Here is a 19,594-nt window from a genome sequence, read left to right on the forward strand (position 1 = left end):
GCGGGCGTCCGGCAGGGCGATATCAGCCCTGACGCGCCTTGAATCGGCGCTGCACCTTGTTGATCACATAGACCCGGCCCTTGCGGCGGACCAGGCGGTTGGCGCGATGGCGACCGCGCAGTGATTTCAGCGAGTTACGGACCTTCATGGCAGAATCCTGAACGTTCGAAAGGCCGTGTTCGGCACTACCGTTTCGGCACGCGCGAATGAGGCAAAATGAGATTTTCCCGCTGGCGGACCGACCGCCCGGGACGGGGCGGTTCTTAAGGCATGGGAGGACCGGATGTCAATGTTAACTGGCCCGATCCCACCCACCAAATTCTGGAAAACAACCCCATGCAAAGTAGAAACGGCCGGATCGGCCCAATCTGGCTCGGACGACGCCGGTCCTACAACGCCTTATCCCACAATGCCTTGCCAAGTTCGTTATATCATATAATCAATTCGACAACCCGTCGGGAGGAAACCCATGCCGAAGCTGAAGCTGCCCAATATCGACGACGTCGTCGCCATCGATATCCACACCCACGCCGAGGAGCCCTGCGGCACCCACCCCGACGACGGCTATGACGACTTCCAGGCGCAGATGGCGGACTATTTCAAGTCGCCGCACAAGCATCCGCCGACCGTGCCGGAGACCGCCGCCTACTATCGATCCAAGAACATCGCCGCCGTGATCTTCCCGGTCGATGCCGAACGCGAGACCGGCTTCCGCCGCTACAAGAATGAGGAGATGCTGGAGATCGCCTCCGACCATCTCGACGTCCTCATCCCCTTCGTCTCGATCGATCCGCACAAGGGCAAGCTCGGGGTGCGCGAGGCGCGCAAGCTGATCGAGGAATACGGCGTGCGCGGCTTCAAATTCCACCCGACCATGCAGGGCTTCTACGCCAACGACCGCATGGCCTATCCGCTCTACGAAGAAATCAACAATGGCGGCGCGATCGCGCTGTTCCACACCGGCCAGACCGGCGTTGGCTCGGGCATGCCCGGCGGCATGGGCATGCGGCTGAAATATTCCAACCCGATGTACATGGACGACGTCGCGGCCGACTTCCCCGACCTCAAGATCATCCTCGCCCATCCCTCCTTCCCCTGGCAGGAGGAAGCACTGTCGGTCGCGACCCACAAGCCGAACGTCTATATCGACCTCTCTGGCTGGTCTCCGAAATATTTCCCGCCGATCCTGGTGCGCTACATCAACTCGATCCTGCAGGACAAGATGCTGTTCGGCTCGGACTGGCCGGTGATCACACCGGACCGCTGGCTGTCGGACTTCGCCAAGATCGACATCCGCGACGAAATTCGACCGAAGGTGCTGAAGGCCAACGCGCGGAAGCTGCTGGGGATCTAGGGGCGATCCCGTCAGCGCATCGAGGGCTTCGACGCTGCTATCGAAGCCCTCACGCTCAGGCCCTCAAGGCCTAAGACTTGAGCGGATGCCGCCGCGCAGGTCTAGCACCTAGCTGCGGGCCAAATCGCGGATGGCGGCCTTGACGCGCTGAATCCGACGGCCGCGTTATGCGATCAGTTCACGCTTGCCAGATAGCCCGCCAAGATTGTCCGGCTTTCGCTGAGCGTCTCGATACGTTCATCGATCAGGCCGACCTGCTGCGTGAGTATTTTTCGCAGCTCGTTGCATGGCGTGAAAGCTGGATCGTTGTTCCTGACGCAGGGAAGCAAGCGCTTGATGGTTTCGAGTGTCATCCCCGCGCCGCCGAGCATCTTGATGCGCCGTACGGTTTCCTCTTCGGCCGGGCCATAGTCGCGATAGCCGGAGTTCGTCCGCAGCGGCGCAAGCAGTCCGTCGCCTTCGTAGTAGCGCAGCATTCGGACGCTGACCCCCGTCCGCCGGGAGAGTTCGCCGATTTTCATCTGAAGCCTCTTGACCCTGACAGCACTGTCAGACCTTACAGACTTTGCTCGTCCAAGTGAATCCACTTGTGAAGGGAGCCAACGATGAAAGCCTACCATTTGAATGCTGGTGCTGGCCGCCTTGCGCGCGCCGAAATCAGCAAACCTGAACCCGCCAATGGCGAGGTCCGCATGCGGGTCGAAGCGGCAAGTCTGAATTACCGCGACCTCCTGATCCTCGACCGCGCAGGCCAAGGCGAGTTCAACGGCCGCGTGCCACTCTCCGACGGTGCGGGTGTCGTTGACGCCATCGGCGCCGACGTCGCGCAATGGCGGCTCGGAGACCGCGTCGCTGCATCGTTCTTCCGCGACTGGATCTCGGGGCCGTTCAAGTCCAGCTATATTCCGTCATCCCTCGGTGGCAACACGATGGACGGAATGCTGGCTGAGTATGTCGTGCTGCCGGCAACCGCGCTGGTCTCGGTGCCGGCACATTTGTCTGCGGTGGAGGCCGCGACCCTGCCCTGCGCCGGCGTCACGGCTTTCCACGGCCTGATCGCACGCGGCGGGATGCGCAAAGGCGACACGCTGCTGGTCCAGGGAACAGGCGGCGTTGCGCTGTTCGGTCTTCAATTCGCATCCGCCCTGGGAGCGCGTGCGATCGTGATATCCTCCTCGGACGAAAAACTCGCCCGCGCCAAGACGCTGGGCGGCTCGATCCTCATCAACTACCGCGATACGCCTGACTGGGATGTCGCCCTGATGAAGGCAACGGATGGCGCAGGGGCCAGTCATATCCTCGAACTCGGCGGTCCCGGCACTTACGACCGATCGCTGCGATCGGTCGCTTCAGGTGGCAAGATCGTCCAGATCGGGGTTTTGACGGGTTTCGGCCCCAAGCCCGACCTCGCGCGCCTTCAGTGGGAGAATGCCGACATCATCGGCGTCACCGTCGGATCGGTGGAACACTTTGCCGCGATGAATCGCTTCCTGACCGAACATGCGATCCACCCGATCGTCGATCGGATCTACGAATTCGACGACGTCCCCGAAGCATATGCGCACCTGCGGACCGGCTCACATTTCGGCAAGATCGTGATCAGATTCTAGAAAACAGAGGCCCAAGTCGCTATTGCGTCTTGGACCGATTTCGCGGCGCCTTGTATAGTCCGTGGACCGCAACGATCCCGGAGGACAGGTCAATTGAGCCTCAAAGCCGTTGTCTTCGACGCCTACGGAACGCTCTACGACATCCAGTCGGTCGCCGAGACCACCGAGGATGCGTTTCCGGGCTATGGCGAGATCATCACGCAGGTCTGGCGGATCAAGCAGCTTGAATACACCTGGTTGCGCTCGCTGATGGGGCGCTACCAGGATTTTGCCGCCGTCACGCGCGACTCGCTTGCCTATACGCTGCGCGTGCTCGGGCTTGCTTACGAGAACGAGGCATTCGAGCGCGTGATCGAAAAATATCTGCATCTCGATCTCTATCCGGATGCGACAGCAGCGCTCACGGCTCTGAAACCGCGAAAACTCGCTATCCTCTCCAACGGAAGTCCCGACATGCTGAATGCGCTCGTGCGCAACTCCGGTCTCGACGCCCTGCTCGACGCCACGATCAGCGTCGACGCGAAGAAGATCTTCAAGCCGAGCCCGGAAGCTTACATGCTGATCGGCGAGGTGCTGGGCACCGCGCCTGATGAAGTGCTGTTCGTCTCCTCCAATCCCTGGGATGTCGCGGGCGCGAAAGCATTCGGACTGAACGTTGCCTGGATCGAACGGGTGACGCCGGAAGCGATGGCGCTGGCTTGCGTCGAGAACGAACTCGTGGCACCGCTGACGATGTTCAAGGCGATCCGCACCCAGATGGACGAGCTCGGCTTTACGCCGGATCATCGTGTCCGGGCGCTCTCGGAGCTGCCAGAGATTGCTTAGGCATCGCCGCCCGCCCATAAGTCTGGAATGAGCCGATCTGAATGAGCCTTCAATCCGTTCGCGATTTCTTCGCCGAAAAAGCCCCCGACATATCAGTCATCGAATCCCCGATCAGCTCCGCCACCGTGGCGCTGGCCGCCGAAGCCTATGGCGTCGAACCCGGGATGATCGCCAAGACGCTGTCGTTGCGGATCGGCGAGCGCGTCATCCTGATCGTCGCGGCCGGCACCTCGCGCATGGACAACAAGAAGGTGAAGGCGGCGTTCGGCGGCAAGCCGAAGATGCTGGGGCTGGAAGAGGTCGCGGCGGTCACCGGCCACGAGGTCGGCGGTGTCTGTCCGTTCGGACTGAAGGCGCCGCTGCCGGTCTATTGCGACGTCTCGCTGAAAGCCTTCGACGTGGTGGTGCCGGCCGCCGGCTCGACCCATAGCGCGGTGCGCATCACGCCGGAACGGATGGCCGAGCTGACCGCAGCGGAATGGGTCGATGTCTGCGAGGTCAGGCCGTAAGGCAGCTGCGGGATGCCTGATGCATTTGCCGGTCAGGGAGGCTAATGTACGGACCATGCCCGACGATAAGGTCAAACGGCGGCTGACCACCGTGCTATGCGCTGATGTGCACGGCTATTCTCGTCTCATGGAAGCAGACGAGGCGGGAACGCTGGAGACACTCCGCCGCTACCGCACGGCCATCGCGCGATTGGTGGAGCGCCATGACGGCCGGATCGTGAATACCTGGGGCGATGCTGTCATCGCCGAATTCGCTAGCGTCGTCGAAGCCGTGCAGTGTGCGGTCGAGATTCAGCAGGAAATTTCCAACCAGGATGCGGGCCCACCTCCCCCGATGCGGTTTCGCATCGGCATCAATCTCGGCGATGTGATGGTGGATGGTTCCGAACTCTACGGAGACGGGGTCAATATCGCGGCGCGTCTGCAGGAACTTGCCGAGCCCGGCGGCATCGTGATCTCCAGCTCCGCCTATGATCAGGTGCACAACAAATTATCTGTTGGCTTCGACTGCCTCGGCCAGCGTCCAATGAAAAACATTGCGCCCGTGACCAGCTATCGTGTGACCATGAGCGGCCAAACCGCTCAAGCACGGAGCTTTCCGCCTGGCGAACGCCCGACGTCTCAGACCGCAATGGCGGGGTCGCAAACTGACGCCGCGCGCCGCGACAGATCCGAGTCATCCAATTGGATGGGCTTCGTTTCAGACGGGCTGGCGAAGCTGCCCCGCCCGATTGCGGGGGCCCTCACGGTGTCGGCCTTTCTGATTCTGATCAATATTTTCACCGGCATGCACAAGATCTGGTTCCATTGGCCGGTGGCAGCTTTGCTCTTCGGCGCCATCATGCGGACGGCGCTCCGGGATCGACCTGAGTCGGGCGGCAAGGGCGAGCGCTGAACTAGGCGGCACGGCCGCATCTTCGCGCCCACTGCTGTGCGGGCGCCCGGATCATGCCTTGGGCAGCACTAATCGTCGCTATCGTCATAAGGCCGCGGCTGCGCCTGCGGAGGTGGTGGCGGCACATTGTTGTATCGCGGCGCCGGCGCCACGCGGTTGCCCGGAACCTGCTGCTGCGAGGGCATCTGGTTGTTGGACTGGAACACCGCGCGACAACCGCTGGAGAGCTGCGGCGTGTTCTGCCGCAAGCAGGCCGTGATGCGGCTCACGTCAGGAATCTGGTCGCTACACAGCCGCCACACATCCGGCGTGCAGGCCATCTGCTGCTCCATGGTTCCGCGATACTCTTCAGCGGATGCAACGCCCTGCGCGACGATGCCCCCAATCGCAAGCGCCACACCCAGCGCAATCCGCTCTGTTCGCATGTCCGATTCCTTCGCGAGTCTCTCAAATTCTGTTCAATCAATGAGACGCGGAGAGGTTCTGGACCAACAAAAAATTGTGAAAACGGGCCAGGAACCTATTGGACCTTGCCGATCTTCTTGACCGCCGTAATCAGCCGCGCGCTGTCGACCGCCACGAACTCGGCGAACGCCGGCGCGTCCTGATAAGCGACGAGACTGCCCGACGTTTCGAAGGCCTTGAGCACGTCCGGGCTCGTCATCACCTGCGCCATCGCCTCGCGCAGGCGAGTCGCGATCGGTGCAGGAAGAGCATTCTGTGCAAAGAGTCCGGCCCAGATGTACATCTCGACGTCCTTGTAGCCGAGCTCCTGGAACGTCGGCACATCGGGGAAGCTTGCGATTCGCTTGGCGCCGCAATTGCCGAGCACGCGCAGCTTGCCGTCCTCCACTTGCGGCTTCAGCGTTCCCGGTGCGGCGGCGATCGCCTGCACGGTGCCGCCGAGCAGCGCGGTCAGTGCGGGACCTGCGCCGCGAAATGGCACATGCAGCAGCTTGATGTCGGCGCTGTTTGCGAACATCTCCATCGCCACATGCAGCGTGCCGTAAGGCCCCGACGAGCCATAGGTGATCTGGCCGGGGCGCTTCCTGGCGTCCTCGACGAAATCCTGCGCCGTCTTCCACGGCGCCGAGGCCGGCACAGCGAGCAGCGTGGGATCGGCCAGCACCCGTGCGATCGGCATGAACTGCGAGAGCTCGTAGGCGACCGGACGGTCGAACAGCCGGTCGGCCTCGGGCAGCACTGCAAGAGAGGACAGCGTCATCAGCAGCGTGTAGCCGTCAGGCTCGGCGCGCGCCGCCGCGGCATTGCCGACGGATCCACCGCCACCGCCGGCGCGGTTGTCGACGATGACCGCCTTGCCGAGGATTCGCTCCAGCGCCTGTGCGACGGGGCGGGCCGCGAGGTCCGCCTGGCCGCCGGCCGGAAACGGCACGATCATGGTGACGTTGCGAGAGGGATAGGTTTGCGCGAAAGCCGCACTCGACAACACAGGCAACAACGGCAATGCGGCAGCGGCGCGCAGGACATCGCGTCGATCCATGGCAGACTTCCTCCCCCTGTTTTTTCTTGTGTCGCTGCCAGCCTAGCGTGACCGTCCACAAGAACAAGCCGCGCGGCGGGATTAACCAAGCATTAGCCATGTTCCGCCCGGTCAGGAACGCCCCCCGGACTCTACCGTTGCCTCCCAGGGAGTGAAGCGATGAATAGACTTCAGACCATTGACGTGGCGCTGGACGAGATGCTGGTGAATCTCGCCGCTATCGTGTTGCGGCTTTCAAAGCCCGAATTGACGCGAACGCCGGAAGCGCGCCGCGCCTTGGCGCAATCCGTGCATCAATACGCGGTCTGCGCGAAGAGATCGAGCGACCCGCGTGTTCATGAATTGAAGTCGCAACTGGAAGAGACGTTGAAGCCGAGCTTGCGCGTGGTCGCGAAGGATGGCGTGAAGGTGTCTTAGTCGTACTACTGGGCGATATGCCGTAGGGTGGGCAAAGGCGCAAAGCGCCGTGCCCACCAATCATTCGCCGAAGTGTCCTGCGATGTCACGCGCATCCCCTCCCCAATCCATAGGAAGGGCGCCTTGATCAACATAGCGATGGAAGCTGCTGAAAGACCAATCGCGCACACGCGCGACGAGGCCATGCTTCACAGGATTGAAATGTATGTAATCAACGTGCCGCTCCAAGTCAGCATCGTCGCGAATTGCGTGCTCCCAGAACCGGCGTTGCCAAATGCCCTTCTCTCGCTTCCTCGATTTACTGATTGAACGCTCGCCGATCTCCAAGCCTCGCGAAAAGCTGCCCTTGATCAGATTCCATCGCGACGAAAAGTCGGCGTCATCCTCAGGCAACGCCCAGATCGCATGGAGGTGGTCCGGCAAGATACAGATAGCGACGGTCTCGAACGGCCGGCGTTGCACGACCGTTCGGTAAATCTGGCGTAGGCGATCAACCTGGTCGACGAGTAGCGTACTTGACCGATCGGCTAGCACGACGGTGAAGAAGAACATGTTGCCTTGCGCTCGGCGATACTGAGGCACTTGCGGTCCCTCGCATGAATTGGTGGGCACGCTTCGCTTTGCCCACCCTACGGCACCTACGCTGTTCGCTCGCTCTTCTTTGCCCGCTGCTTGCACGTACCGGGCAGCTTCGCCGCAAGAAAATCGCCGAGCGCCTCGACGCGTGCGGGGCGCGGGCCGCCAGGTGGCGTCACCAGATGCACGGCGCCTTCGGCCTGCTTCCAGTCCTTCAGGATCACCTCGACGTCGCCGGAGGAGATGGCGTCACCGACGATGAATTCCGGAAGGTCTGCGATGCCGAAGCCGGCGATCAGCGCCGGCATCACCGCTTCGCCGTTGTTGACGCGGAGCTGGCCGCCTGGGCGTACACTCGCCTGCTCGCCGGCCGCATTGGTGTAGTGCCAGACGTTCGGCGTAGAGAGATAGGTATAGCTGAAGCATTTGTGCGCGGCCAGATGCATCGGATGCGTCGGTCGTCCCTCGCGCTTCAGATAGGACGGCGCAGCTACCGTAAAGCGCGGCATCGTGAAGAGCCGCCGCGCAATCAACGAGGAGTCCGGTAGCCGTGCGATCCGCACTGCCATGTCAAAGCCCTCGCCGATCAAATCGATGGTCGCGTCGCTCAGATGCAGATCGACCGAGACCTCTGGATAAGCCTCGAAGAACCCCGGCAGCAACGGCGCCACCGCCTTGATCCCGAACGACATGGGCACAGCGAGCCGCACCAGGCCCCGCGGCGCGACCGACTGCGCCAGCGCCTCGTTCTCCGCCGCCTCGCCGTCGGACAGCAGTCGCGTCGCACGCTCGGCGAGCTTGTGCCCGGCGTCGGTCAGCGCGAGCCGGCGTGAGGTGCGGTTGAACAGCCGGGCGCCGAGCCGCTCTTCGAGGCGCGTAACCGCCTTGGACACCGTCGCCTTCGACATCGCGAGCTCGCCCGCGGCCCCCGCAAACGACCGTAATTCCACGACTTTTGCGAAAATCGCGAGTGCCTCGAAATCGGGGAGCTTGGCCATGAAAGCGGATCCAATTGGGCTGCTTAAGGAAACAATGCGTTTCGACAGTTTCTATTTCTATACCACAGGCGAAGGCTTATCCAAGGGTCATCAGAAATTCAGGACTGGAGAAATCCAATGACCAAGAAGCTCTCAGGCAAGGTTGCCCTCGTCACCGGCGGCTCGCGCGGTATCGGCGCGGCCTCTGCCCGCGCCCTCGCCGATGAAGGTGCTGATGTCGCCATCAGCTATGTCGCCTCTCCCGAAAAGGCGGAAGCGGTCGTCACCGAGTTGAAGGCCCGGGGCGTCAAGGCCCGCGCCTTCAGGGCGGACCAGGCTTCGGCCAAGGACGTGACGCAGCTCGTCAACGATGTCGCAAAGGAGTTCGGCCATCTCGACATCCTCGTCAACAATGCCGGCGTCGCGAGCGGCGGCGCGATCGACGATGCCAAGGCCGACACCGAGGCGCTCGCCCGCCAGGACGCCGTCAACGTGCATGGCGTGATCGCAGCGATCCGTGCCGCTTCGCAATTGATGGGCGAAGGCGGCCGCATCGTCACCGTCGGCTCGATGCTCGCCGACCGCGCCTCGTTCCCCGGCCTTGCGGACTACGTCGCCACCAAGGCGGCCGTGGTCGGTTACACCAAGGGCGCAGCGCGCGACCTCGGCCCGCGCGGCATCACAGTGAATGTGGTGCAGCCCGGCTCGATCGACACCGACATGAACCCGAAGGACGGCGGCGAGTTCGCCGAGACCCAGCGCAAGCAGCACGCGTTGCAGCGCTTCGGTCGCCCCGAGGAAGTCGCCGCCGGAATCGTCTTCCTCGCAAGCCCGGAAGCCTCCTTCGTCACCGGCACGGTGCTCAACGTCGACGGCGGTTTCGGCGCCTAGGCGCAACCGTCCCAATATAAGGAATCACGCAGATGATCGAACTTAGACCTTTCGCAAAGCTCGGCGGCGCCGATCACGGTTGGCTCAACGCCAAGCATCATTTCTCCTTCGCAAGCCATTATGACCCCGACAACATGGGTCACGGCGCCTTGCGGGTGTGGAACGACGACGAGATCGCGCCGAACACCGGCTTTCCAGCCCATCCCCACGCCAACATGGAAATCATCACCTATGTGCGCGAGGGCGCGATCACCCATCAGGACAGCCTCGGGAACGAGGGACGCACCGAAGCGGGCGACGTGCAAGTGATGAGCGCCGGCAGCGGCATCCGCCACTCCGAGTACAATCTCGAGCCGACCAAGACACGCATCTTCCAGATCTGGATCGAGCCGACCGCACGCGGGGGACAGCCGACCTGGGGCTCGAAGCCGTTTCCGAAAGGAGATCGCTCCGGCAAGCTCGTCACCATCGCGAGCGGCTTCGAGCATGATACGGACGCGCTGCCGATCCGCGCCGATGCGCGGGTGCTCGCCACCACATTGAAGGCGGGCGAGAGCGCGGAATACGTGCCGCACAAGTCACGGCACCTCTATCTGGTGCCCGCGGCGGGGTCAGTCGAGATCAACGGTGTGCGCGTCAACGCCCGCGACGGCGCCGCGATCCGCGACGAGGACAGGTTGAAGATCACGGCACTGGAAGATTCCGAGATCGTGCTCGTCGACGCGGCTTAGCAACACCTTCGTCATGGCGGGCTTGCCCCGGCATGACGCTCCCGACACCGACGCATCAAATCTGGATCCAACGGAGACCATCATGACCAAAGTTCTCGTCCTGTATTATTCCGCGTATGGCCACATCGAAGCGATGGCCAATGCCGTTGCCGAAGGCGCCCGCGAAGCCGGTGCCACCGTCGACATCAAGCGCGTGCCCGAGCTAGTGCCGGCCGAGGTCGCCAAGGCGTCCTATTACAAGCTCGACCAGGCCGCCCCCGTCGCCAAGATCGAGGACCTCGCAAACTACGACGCGATCATCGTCGGTACCGGCACCCGCTTCGGCCGCATGGCCTCGCAGATGGCGAACTTTCTGGACCAGGCCGGTGGGCTCTGGGCCAAAGGCGCGCTGCACGGCAAGGTGGGCGGCGCCTTCACGGCGACCGCGACCCAGCATGGCGGCCAGGAGACGACGCTGTTCTCGATCATCACCAACCTGTTGCATTTCGGCATGATCGTGGTCGGCCTGAACTACGGTTTTGCCGGCCAGATGAAGCTCGACGAGGTCACCGGCGGCGCGCCTTACGGCGCCACCACCATCACCGGCGGCGACGGCAGCCGCCAGCCCAGCGCCAACGAGCTCGCCGGTGCGCGCTATCAGGGCCGCCAGATCGCGGAGACAGCCAAGAAGCTGCACGGCTGAGCGCGGTTAAGCTTTACGTCCGAACCACTGCATGGCAGGTGCGATCTGGGCGGCACTCTCTTCTGGGGATGCCGGCCCATCTCTGTGGCCAGGATATTTCACGACAAGCGATACGAATGGCTTTCGAACTCTTGTTGATCGCGCAGATGATCCGCAGGCCCGCTCAGGCGCTGGCGCGGCGCTGGTATTGCCGCAGCCTGTTCAGGGCCTCACGCGGCCGCTTTCACTGTGCCGGCTGCGCGAAGTCATGATGTTCTAGCCACTAGGCCTGCGTGATGTCCGCGTTGGGCTTGATGGGCGCAGTCGCGACAGGCGCCGGTACCGTCGACAGCCACCAGCCTTCACCGGCGAACCAGCACGTCTCGTCGGGAGCGCCCTCTCTCCGCAACGACTGCACGCCCTCCCATTCCCTTGCGAACGCCTCGGCCAGTCGCCGGGCAGCATCCGCATCCTGCAACCCCGCGCAGCCGATGAATTGGGCACGCCCGAGGAATTTGGCGGGCCAGACCGCACCGTCGTCCGGGCGCGTGATCATCAGCATGCCGCCGAGCATGCCTTCGGGCGCGAGCGGAAACACCAGCCGCCCACCGGGCAGCAAGGCATCGAGCCATTCGGTGGCCGGCTGCGCCGCGCCCGCGCAGACATAGACCACGTCGGCTTTGGGCAGAACGGACGCCACGCCCGAACGTTCCCGCACATCCACATGAACGATCTCCTTCAGATTCTCGCGCGCGAGTCCCGCCAGACGTTCGTCGATCTCGTAGGCATGGACGTGGCCGCCGGGGCCGACGAGATGCGCGAGGATCGCGGTGTAATAGCCGCTCCCCGCGCCGATCTGGATCACGGTCTCGCCTTCCTTTACCGCGCAACCGCTGAGCCAATAGGCGTGCGCGCCGGGCATCCCGATGTTGAGACTCCGCGTGCTGTCGAGCGCAAGCAGCGTGTTCTGATAGAGGTAGGCGGGATCATCATCGGGCGTCACGACATAGGGGTGACCGCCGAGAGAGATCGACCACGGTCCAGGTCCGACGAACGGCTCGCGCCTGACGGTGCGAAAGGCTTCCTCGATACGGGGGTCCGCGGCCCTCGCCGCGGCGCAGATCAATTGCGCATAGAATGCGCGATATTTTGCCGAACGATCTTCCATGTCGCCTCCGGGAAACAGGCGACGATAACACAGCGATTGCGATAATCGAGTGACCCTACAATCCAGGGCAGCGCGTCAGCGCGCCCTCTTGCCCATCGCCTGCGCCGCAAAGGCGGCAAGCCTGGGGTGACGGCGCAGGCCCTGCGCGACATGGTCACGCCACGCGAAGGGCATGCCGCGCCAGGAGAGCGCGACGCTGACATCGGTCAGCGGCAGCGGCTCGGCGCCGAAGCGGCGCTTGTAATCCTGGTTGCCGATGCTGAGGTCGAAACGGCGCACGCCGTCCGCATGCAGGGCCGCCATGGTGCGCTCGGTCACGAGCAGTCCCGGCGAGCAGCTCGACCATGAATCGCCGGCGTGGCTGATGCGCAGGAGAAAATAGGTCGCACCGAACCTGACGCCAAGCGTGGTGGCGACGACGGCCTCGTCGCAGACCAGCGCCGAAATGACGGCGTAACCGTTCGCGACGCCCCGACGCGCGACCTCGCGATAAAACTGCGCATGGGTTTCGTCGTTGAGGACGAAGCGCGAGCCGAGCTTTCGCATGCGCGCCTGCTGCTGGACATCCATCACGTCCAGCAGCTCGCGCGCACGCGCGACACCGGTGGCGATCTCGAATCGCGCGCCGGCGTGACGATTGAAGACGCGCCAGCAGCGTGGCATCTGCATGCGCTTGATCGAGGCCTGGTAATCTTCATAGTCGTCGCCGGTCAGCACGAGGTTGCCGTTGAGCGAGCAGGATCCGATCCGGCCGAGCGACACCAGCGGGTTCGGCCTGCCGCCGATCTGGGCTGGCATCTTCTTCAGGCGGAGCAGATCGAAGCGGTCCGGCAATGCGCGCAATGCGTCGATCAGCGCCTTACCGATCGCATCCGCCGCCGCCGCGTCCAACGCGGCATCGAGCGCCAGGATCGGCGCGTTGTTGTCGGAGACGCCGAAATCGGCGAATTCGACGATGCGGATGCCGCGCCTGAGGTGGCTGATCATCGGCACCATTGCGATGTCCCTGCCGGTCGTGGCATCGGAGATCAATGCAATCAGCGGCGAGAGATCGTGGAACGCCTCGTACCAGGCGCCGAGCCAGCAGCCATGCTGGAATACAGTGCGATGGCCTGCGTTCAGGCGCGATGCGGCCCGCTGCCAGTCACGCACGAAATCGACCGCGATTCCCGACGTGCTGGACGCAAGACCATCTGGTTGCTCGACGCTGAGGATCGTCATCCGCGGGACATACGATTACTGGGTGCTTCCGGATAGATTATGTTTGGTCGCGGCCACAACTGACCTCACCGCTTATCGTTAAGCCGATGCCACTGCGGCGGCACCGGCTGCGACATGTCATCCGGTTCCGTTTCCGCGACGCATTGGAACCTGGCCAGGAAGTACAGGCCGGCCACGGCAACGGCGAACATGAACCAGATCGGATTCTGCCGTTCGAGCAGGAAGGTCTCGGTGGCCCCGTAGTACAGGCCGAACAGCCATACGGTCAGGAACAGCTTTGCCAACGCACCGCTGCGGTTGTGAGTTCGGGCCGTCTGGAAATTGCCGAGCGGCGCGAGCACGAAGATGAGGATCACCAGCAACAGCCCCGGCACGCCGATGGTCACCGCGAGGTCGAGATAGCTGTTGTGGCTGTGCGCCGCGCTCGTCGCCCATTCGGCGCCCTGCGCGGTCTGCCGCGCGGTCACGTCGTCCCAGAACGCGGCGTAGCCGTGGCCGATGATCGGCTTGTCGGCGACAGCTGCAAGCGCGAACTCCCAGATGGCGGAACGGCCGGTGAAAGTGGGATCGAGCGGAAGCAGCCGCGTCATCGCCCCGAGCGCCGGGCTCAGGACGCTGCCGACCGTCAGCAGGTTCATCACGATCAGCGGCACGAAGCAGATGATCCGCTTCAGCCACACGCTCGGCGTGACGCAGACCAGTGAGGCGAGCGCGTAGACTGCAAGACACAGCACCGACGACGTCTTGCCGCCGGTGAAGATCAGGAAGATTCCGGCCAGCGCGGCGATGGCCGGGCCCATCACGAACGAACCGACGGCGGACAGGTAGATGCCGACATAGACCAGGATGGTCATCACCGGCGAGGCGATGTTCTTGTGGCCAAAGCTGCCGCGCCAGTCGCCGGCCAACTGCGGCTCGGTGACGTCGAGTGCAGTGTGCATCGAGTATTGCGGGGCCATGATGACGCCGAGATAGCAGAGTGCGAGCAATACGAGCGCGGCGCCGCCAAGACACAGATTGAAGCTGCGCTGCGTCGGCGGCAGCAACGGCAACAGCACCGCAAGCGACATCACGCTGGCCGCGAGCACGAAGCGCTGCATCGAAACTCCGCGATTTTCGGAGAAGGCGATGTTGATCAATAGCCAGCCGACCAAACAGAGATGCAGCGGCGTCACCAGGGTCTTCAGCGCAGGCGCATCCGTTGCGGCGACCAACAGCACCGCGATCGCGGCCAGCAGGCCCCAGGAGACATAAGTGAGCGCCATCCGTCCGCCGACGACGGTGGTGACATCCTCGTTGCGCAGGTCAGGAAACGGATCGAGCGTCACCAGCACGAGGAGCAGGGCTGCGACTGCGACGAGGCAGCGCGCCGCCCGCACGGCGTTGACCCCCGCAAACCCATCGCGCAGGACGTCGCCGAACGATCGGGCCTCGACGTCGGTCATGTCAGTGCCGCTGCGATCCATGGCTCGAGGCTGTGGTGAAGCCGGGGGAGGCTCCAACTCTTAGCCGATCCCTGTTAAGCATTCGTCAACCAGTCCGGCGGGGCTCTGCGGCACCGCCTGCTCCCGCACGATGCTCCGCGCGATCTCGTAATATTGAAGCGCGCGCTGTTCCAGCGTGAGATTTTCGAGCACGAAACCGCGTGGGTCGAACGTGTCGGCGGCGCACCCGGCCCAGAACTCGTTCCAACCCGCCTCGAATCCCGCGATATCGGCAAACTTGGCGCCGCAACGATCGTCCCAGTACGGCACGGACGACACCGGTGCGAACTGGACGCGATGTGGATAATAATCGGGGTCCCGCCAGGGGCCGCCGGGATCCCAGGCGAGCACCGGCACGCCGCAAGACAATGCCTGCTGATAGGCGATGCCCTGGCTCTCGTTCTGGCACAGGAAGATCATCGCACGCGAATGCGCGAGCGCGGCCCGATAGTCTTCTTCCTTGTAGCTGCCGTAACGCAGCTCGGTGAACGAGCGGCCTTCCCTCGTGAGCCGGGCGCGGACGGGTTCGATCAGCTCCGCCGCGTAGCGATCGCGGTCCCAGTGCACCTTGTCGTAGATCAGGACGTCGACGCTCTTTTGCGACGTCGGCGACGGTGCCCAGAGATCCGTGTCGATGCCGATCGGCCAGGCCTCCGTGTCGGGCCAATGCGGCCGATACATCTCGGCGTACCATGGACCTGGCACCACGACCTTCTTGACCGGTAGGCGCCTGAACAGGTCGGGATCGTCGAGCGGATGATTGTGGGCGGCGACGCCGAGCAGGATCGGATTTTTCCAGGCGAACTTGTCGAGCAGGAAGGTGCGGCCGATGATGCAGGCGAGTTCGCCCGGATGCCGCGCGATGTAGCCGTAGTCGTTGACGCGATAGCGGATACCGAGCCGATCGAGGCCCGCACAGAGATTGAGGAACACGCGGAGCTGCCCGCTCATGCGCGGCTCGCCGAGCAGCATGCGACGCGCCATGCGCCGCAGATGCCGATCGCCGGGAAACCAGCGATCGTCCTTGTCCTCGTAGAACAGGTTGAGGACCATGTCGTCGGGATCGTAGTCGAATGTCTTTGCGGGCACTGAGTCCATCCGCGGCAGCCAGGTTGCGCATTCTCGCATGGGACCCGCTGTCGCACTCTTCCAAATTTGCCACAGGCTTAATGCCGGCGGCTTAACGCTAATTGACGAAACCAACGCTGCGGCAGCCTTCGTGGCGACGCTTTTTTCCCAATGCGAGTATTATTCGCGACGGCCAAGGTTGCGCTCGATCGCATTGCCAACTCGCAGACGCGCCCTGGTTAACAGACGGTTAAAGGCCAGTCGTATCTTGATCACCGCGGAAGACATTCTCGAATTGCCCGCCACATCGCGCGTCGTTCCAGCGGCGCGCCTCCCGCTGCAGGTCGGCTCAACCACATCAGTGTCCGTCGTCATTCCGGCCAAGAATGTTGCGGCCTATATTGGCGAAACCCTCGCCAGCGCACTGGCGCAGGCCGAGGTCAGCGAAGTGATCGTCGTGGACGATGGCTCGACCGACGGCACCACCGCCATCGTCCATGCCATTCGTGACCCGCGACTGCGCCTGATGACCAACGGCGCAGCCGGCGTATCGGCAGCGCGCAATCTCGGCGCGGAGCATGCGAGCGGCCAATGGCTGCTCTTCCTCGACGCCGACGATCGCCTGCGGCCCGGCGCGGTCGCGGCGCTGCTGGCGGCTGCGAGGGGTGCGCCGCGAGCGGTTCTCGTCTACGGCGACTACAACACGATCGACAGCGAGGGACGGCAGATCGGCCGTCGGGATCTGCTGAAGGGACGCCGCAAACCGTCCGGCGACGTACTGGCGCGCCTCGCGGCCGGCAACTTCATCGTCAATGGCGGCATTGCGCTGGCACGTGCAGAGGCCTTCCGCGCCATCGGTGGCTTCGACGTCGCGCTCAGATATTGCGAGGACTGGCACTGCTGGTGCCGCCTTGCCGCGATCGGCGAATTCGAGTTCGCGCCAAACCTTCTGCTCGACTACCGCCTGCATACGGCCAACACCATGAACGCTGCGGTGCGGACGCCACAGGATTTCTTTCCGGCCATCGCGCGGGTGTTCGACGACGGGCTGATCATGGCACGACTGCCCGCGGGCATGGCGGCCGCACTGCGCCAGGCCGCCGAGGTTCATCTCGTCACGTATTCGGCGATGCAAGCGGTCCGCTTCGGCAGATATCGCCAGGCCTTGGCCTATCTCGGGATGGTCGGGCGCCGCTCGCTCAAATCGCTGCCGCGCTCCGCGGTCAGGGTCGCCCTCGCCTGCTTTGGTATTTAGCCCGCCGCTTCGGCGTCAGGACGCGATTTTCGAGGCCTCATAGGGTTTCGGCTCGATGCCGAACGCGGCGAGCAGCGAGCCGAGCGCGACCATCACGGGATGCATCGCGACGACGGCCTTCGACGATTTCAGCAGACCGGCCGCGCGCACCAGCGCCAGCGGCAACCTTGCGAGCATCTGCGCAAAGACCCACACTCGCGCCGCTGCCCCCTGCGCGGCCTTGGACTGCACACGATAATTGATCGCGCCGATGCGCAGGCCGCGCTTCACGATCCAGCCGAAACTGGTGCGGCTTTGCGGCACCGTCTCGGTGATGACTGCCTCCGCCGTCCAGTGGAACGTCATGCCGGCATCGCGGCAGCGCACGAAGAAATCGCAGTCACCGCCGCCGAGGAAGTTGAAGCGGGGGTCGAAGGCGGGACGGGCGAAGCTCTCGAATGCCGCACGCGTGATCAGGCAATTGCCGCAGCCGTAGATCAGGGGCACAGCGCCGCTGTAATCATAGGCGGGACAAAAAACGGGGTGGCGCGAAAGCCAGGGCATGCTGTGGTCCTCGAAGACCGGCAGCACCGGCCCGCCGACCAGATCGGCGCCGGTGGCCTCCGCGGTGCGGACCATCAGTTCGAGCCAATCGGGCGAGGCGATCTCGTCGTCGTCGATCATCAGGAACCGGGTCGCGGCGGGAAACAGCGCCAGCGCGGTCTCGAACGCGGCGTTGATCGCCTGGACGTTGCCTTGCCGTTTCTCGACCAGGCAGACACCCTGAAGCCTGCCATCGGCGAGATATTCCGCGGCAACGGGCGCGCTTTCGCGCCGGACCGCATCGTTCTCGACCATGACGACGGCGAAGGAGCGCGGGGTGCGCTGGCTCGCGAGCGAGTCCAGCGTCAACCGCAGATGCTGCGGGCGGCGGAAGCAGGGGATGCAGACGACGATACCAACCGACAGGTCGATGATCCGGGAGCTGGCCGCGATCTCCCGGTTGGGATCGCGCACGGCATCCGAGATACGCATGGCGGACAGGTCTGTCAGCATCAATGTCATGACGTTCTAGATGTCCGAGATAGATTGAAAAAGCCCTGCTTCGATCCCGGGGATCAGCGTCGTCCCGCGACGGCACATCGCCGCGGGACAGGCACGTCCCAAAATGAACGGCCGGTTTGAGCCTCGCGACGGCACAACGCCGCCGATTTTCCGCCATCCATGCACTTAACTGCTTTCGGGTGTTTCTGCTGCCAAACCTTGCGCGCGTGATACTGCAATTCGCGGTCCACCGTGCCGACGGCGGCTGGCGCGGAAGATACCGTAGTTAACGCACATGCTCATTAACCCGACCGTAAGCACTGCGACGGGTGAAGCGTCGCGGCATCGGATTTGCTCTACGGGTACACGAGATTTTTCCTGTAAATTTAAGTCGAACAAGCGCGGTCGGAAAAAAATGAACAAGCCAGCCACGATCGATTTCGCGACAGCCACGGCGGTCCAAATTCCCGCGGCCATTGCACACACTCAGGCGCTGCACGATCTCGTCCCCGGTGAAGCCCGCGACAGCCTGCTCGCCGTCCACGACGTACTGCGTCGCGAACTGCCGCAAGGCCAGCTTGCCACCTACGAAGCCGGAGGCGGCTCGTGCAGCGTCCTGCCACCGGAATTGCTGAGCCGCAGCAAGGTCACCGTCGTCGACATCGACGAAGATCAGGTTCGCAACAACAGCTATGCCGACGAAGCGATCCTCGGTGACGTCCAGACCTACCGCTTCGGGCGCGAGACCTTCGATCTGGTGATCTGCTACAACGTGATCGAACATCTTCCCAACGTCGACGCCGCACTCCTGAATTTCCGCGATGCGCTCAAGCGGGGCGGGATGATCCTGATCGGCGCGCCCAATCCGCGCTCGTTGTCCGGAGTCGTCACCAAATACTCGCCGCACTGGTTCCACGTCTGGTTCTACCGGCACATTCGAGGCATCAAGGATGCCGGCTTGCCGGGCGAGCCGCCGTTCCCGACCTTCTTCCATCCCCTGGTGTCGCTGCCGAGGCTCGAAGCGTTCGCCGGCGCCAATGGCCTCGAGATGATCTACCGCCGTGAGGTCGAGAGCCCGCGCTATCCCGAGATGCGCCGGCGCAAGCCGCTGTTCGCAGCCCTGGTCGACGCCGCTGCCGCCGTGCTCAACGCCGTGCTCCCGCGCGGGACGGACGTCCGCCGCGGCGATTATCACGTCATCCTGCGGAAAAGCTGACGGCCATGGTGCGCGCGCGGCCGATCGCAAGACCGGCGAAGCCTCGCGGCCACGCCGCACGGGGTAACGAACCGTTAATCTCTGAGGGACCGCGCCATCGCACGCGTCACGGCGACGCGTCGAAGAGCGGCATGCGCTTAAACGCTTTGTTTGCCATTTCGGTGAATAGTCCCTCAATGAGTATGGTTAATTTTCCCTGTTGCGTTGAG

General features: G+C 63.6%; 22 protein-coding genes. 11 read left to right on the forward strand and 11 right to left on the reverse strand.

All coding sequences use genetic code 11. The features are described from left to right. Window positions 1–22: 22 nt before the first annotated feature. The gene (ykgO, locus tag BRA471DRAFT_RS32250) at window positions 23–148 is read right to left on the reverse strand and encodes a type B 50S ribosomal protein L36 (protein WP_006611362.1); all 126 of its coding nucleotides are present in this window, start codon (window positions 146–148) and stop codon (window positions 23–25) included. Between the two features lie 321 nt (window positions 149–469). Here ykgO and BRA471DRAFT_RS32255 point away from each other — a divergent pair, with 321 nt between their 5' ends. Further along, window positions 470–1,354, forward strand: coding sequence for a 4-hydroxyphenyl-beta-ketoacyl-CoA hydrolase (locus BRA471DRAFT_RS32255; RefSeq protein ID WP_007596981.1), 885 nt, complete (start codon window positions 470–472; stop codon window positions 1,352–1,354). Between the two features lie 173 nt (window positions 1,355–1,527). On the opposite strand, the gene BRA471DRAFT_RS32260 is transcribed toward BRA471DRAFT_RS32255, so the two are convergent. Continuing rightward, entirely contained in the window at window positions 1,528–1,875 is a 348-nt protein-coding gene (locus tag BRA471DRAFT_RS32260) for a MerR family transcriptional regulator (protein ID WP_007615006.1), read from the reverse strand. Between the two features lie 84 nt (window positions 1,876–1,959). Here BRA471DRAFT_RS32260 and BRA471DRAFT_RS32265 point away from each other — a divergent pair, with 84 nt between their 5' ends. The 4 genes from BRA471DRAFT_RS32265 (at window position 1,960) to BRA471DRAFT_RS32280 (ending at window position 5,193) form a co-directional block, all read left to right on the forward strand. Next, the gene (locus tag BRA471DRAFT_RS32265; protein WP_007615007.1) at window positions 1,960–2,964 is read left to right on the forward strand and encodes an NAD(P)-dependent alcohol dehydrogenase; all 1,005 of its coding nucleotides are present in this window, start codon (window positions 1,960–1,962) and stop codon (window positions 2,962–2,964) included. A 93-nt stretch (window positions 2,965–3,057) separates the two neighbouring features. Next, window positions 3,058–3,789, forward strand: a complete 732-nt coding sequence (locus BRA471DRAFT_RS32270) for a haloacid dehalogenase type II (RefSeq protein ID WP_007615009.1) — start codon at window positions 3,058–3,060, stop codon at window positions 3,787–3,789. Between the two features lie 41 nt (window positions 3,790–3,830). Beyond that, a complete protein-coding gene (locus BRA471DRAFT_RS32275; RefSeq protein ID WP_007615011.1) occupies window positions 3,831–4,298 on the forward strand; it encodes a YbaK/EbsC family protein in 468 nt (155 codons plus the stop codon). A gap of 55 nt (window positions 4,299–4,353) precedes the next feature. Further along, window positions 4,354–5,193: an adenylate/guanylate cyclase domain-containing protein gene (locus BRA471DRAFT_RS32280; protein WP_007615012.1), complete on the forward strand. Its 840-nt coding sequence runs from the start codon at window positions 4,354–4,356 to the stop codon at window positions 5,191–5,193. Between the two features lie 68 nt (window positions 5,194–5,261). On the opposite strand, the gene BRA471DRAFT_RS32285 is transcribed toward BRA471DRAFT_RS32280, so the two are convergent. Beyond that, a complete protein-coding gene (locus tag BRA471DRAFT_RS32285) occupies window positions 5,262–5,618 on the reverse strand; it encodes a hypothetical protein (RefSeq protein WP_007615013.1) in 357 nt (118 codons plus the stop codon). A gap of 95 nt (window positions 5,619–5,713) precedes the next feature. Further along, window positions 5,714–6,697 carry a tripartite tricarboxylate transporter substrate binding protein gene (locus BRA471DRAFT_RS32290; RefSeq protein ID WP_007615015.1) on the reverse strand — a complete coding sequence of 328 codons (984 nt, stop codon included), beginning with the start codon at window positions 6,695–6,697 and terminating at the stop codon, window positions 5,714–5,716. Window positions 6,698–6,856: 159 nt separating this feature from the next. Between BRA471DRAFT_RS32290 and BRA471DRAFT_RS32295 the strand changes: the two genes are divergently transcribed. Continuing rightward, a complete protein-coding gene (locus BRA471DRAFT_RS32295; protein ID WP_007615018.1) occupies window positions 6,857–7,114 on the forward strand; it encodes a hypothetical protein in 258 nt (85 codons plus the stop codon). Window positions 7,115–7,174: 60 nt separating this feature from the next. On the opposite strand, the gene BRA471DRAFT_RS32300 is transcribed toward BRA471DRAFT_RS32295, so the two are convergent. Beyond that, a complete protein-coding gene (locus BRA471DRAFT_RS32300) occupies window positions 7,175–7,666 on the reverse strand; it encodes a transposase (protein WP_035974468.1) in 492 nt (163 codons plus the stop codon). A gap of 86 nt (window positions 7,667–7,752) precedes the next feature. Next, the gene (locus tag BRA471DRAFT_RS32305; RefSeq protein ID WP_007615025.1) at window positions 7,753–8,688 is read right to left on the reverse strand and encodes a LysR family transcriptional regulator; all 936 of its coding nucleotides are present in this window, start codon (window positions 8,686–8,688) and stop codon (window positions 7,753–7,755) included. Between the two features lie 117 nt (window positions 8,689–8,805). Here BRA471DRAFT_RS32305 and BRA471DRAFT_RS32310 point away from each other — a divergent pair, with 117 nt between their 5' ends. From BRA471DRAFT_RS32310 to wrbA, 3 genes are all read left to right on the forward strand, one after another. Further along, window positions 8,806–9,558 carry an SDR family NAD(P)-dependent oxidoreductase gene (locus BRA471DRAFT_RS32310; RefSeq protein ID WP_007615026.1) on the forward strand — a complete coding sequence of 251 codons (753 nt, stop codon included), beginning with the start codon at window positions 8,806–8,808 and terminating at the stop codon, window positions 9,556–9,558. Window positions 9,559–9,590: 32 nt separating this feature from the next. Then, window positions 9,591–10,289 carry a pirin family protein gene (locus BRA471DRAFT_RS32315; protein ID WP_007615027.1) on the forward strand — a complete coding sequence of 233 codons (699 nt, stop codon included), beginning with the start codon at window positions 9,591–9,593 and terminating at the stop codon, window positions 10,287–10,289. A gap of 82 nt (window positions 10,290–10,371) precedes the next feature. Further along, entirely contained in the window at window positions 10,372–10,971 is a 600-nt protein-coding gene (gene wrbA, locus BRA471DRAFT_RS32320; RefSeq protein WP_007615029.1) for an NAD(P)H:quinone oxidoreductase, read from the forward strand. Window positions 10,972–11,233: 262 nt separating this feature from the next. Here the strand turns inward: wrbA and BRA471DRAFT_RS32325 are convergent, their stop codons facing one another. The 4 genes from BRA471DRAFT_RS32325 to BRA471DRAFT_RS32340 form a co-directional block, all read right to left on the reverse strand. Next, entirely contained in the window at window positions 11,234–12,118 is an 885-nt protein-coding gene (locus tag BRA471DRAFT_RS32325) for a protein-L-isoaspartate O-methyltransferase (RefSeq protein WP_007615030.1), read from the reverse strand. A 75-nt stretch (window positions 12,119–12,193) separates the two neighbouring features. Further along, window positions 12,194–13,339 carry a GNAT family N-acetyltransferase gene (locus BRA471DRAFT_RS39195; RefSeq protein ID WP_007615032.1) on the reverse strand — a complete coding sequence of 382 codons (1,146 nt, stop codon included), beginning with the start codon at window positions 13,337–13,339 and terminating at the stop codon, window positions 12,194–12,196. A gap of 65 nt (window positions 13,340–13,404) precedes the next feature. Further along, entirely contained in the window at window positions 13,405–14,805 is a 1,401-nt protein-coding gene (locus tag BRA471DRAFT_RS32335; protein ID WP_007615041.1) for an O-antigen ligase, read from the reverse strand. A gap of 39 nt (window positions 14,806–14,844) precedes the next feature. After that, window positions 14,845–15,912: a glycosyltransferase gene (locus BRA471DRAFT_RS32340; protein WP_035975246.1), complete on the reverse strand. Its 1,068-nt coding sequence runs from the start codon at window positions 15,910–15,912 to the stop codon at window positions 14,845–14,847. A 247-nt stretch (window positions 15,913–16,159) separates the two neighbouring features. On the opposite strand from BRA471DRAFT_RS32340, the gene BRA471DRAFT_RS32345 reads away from it, so the two are divergent. Continuing rightward, window positions 16,160–17,146 carry a glycosyltransferase gene (locus BRA471DRAFT_RS32345; protein WP_007615044.1) on the forward strand — a complete coding sequence of 329 codons (987 nt, stop codon included), beginning with the start codon at window positions 16,160–16,162 and terminating at the stop codon, window positions 17,144–17,146. Window positions 17,147–17,161: 15 nt separating this feature from the next. Here BRA471DRAFT_RS32345 and BRA471DRAFT_RS32350 read toward each other — a convergent pair whose 3' ends face one another. Then, window positions 17,162–18,190, reverse strand: a complete 1,029-nt coding sequence (locus BRA471DRAFT_RS32350) for a glycosyltransferase family 2 protein (protein ID WP_007615046.1) — start codon at window positions 18,188–18,190, stop codon at window positions 17,162–17,164. A gap of 394 nt (window positions 18,191–18,584) precedes the next feature. On the opposite strand from BRA471DRAFT_RS32350, the gene BRA471DRAFT_RS32355 reads away from it, so the two are divergent. Next, window positions 18,585–19,385, forward strand: coding sequence for a bifunctional 2-polyprenyl-6-hydroxyphenol methylase/3-demethylubiquinol 3-O-methyltransferase UbiG (locus BRA471DRAFT_RS32355; RefSeq protein WP_007615047.1), 801 nt, complete (start codon window positions 18,585–18,587; stop codon window positions 19,383–19,385). The last annotated feature ends 209 nt before the right edge of the window (window positions 19,386–19,594 follow it).

The organism is Bradyrhizobium sp. WSM471 (assembly GCF_000244915.1).
GTDB lineage: Bacteria > Pseudomonadota > Alphaproteobacteria > Rhizobiales > Xanthobacteraceae > Bradyrhizobium.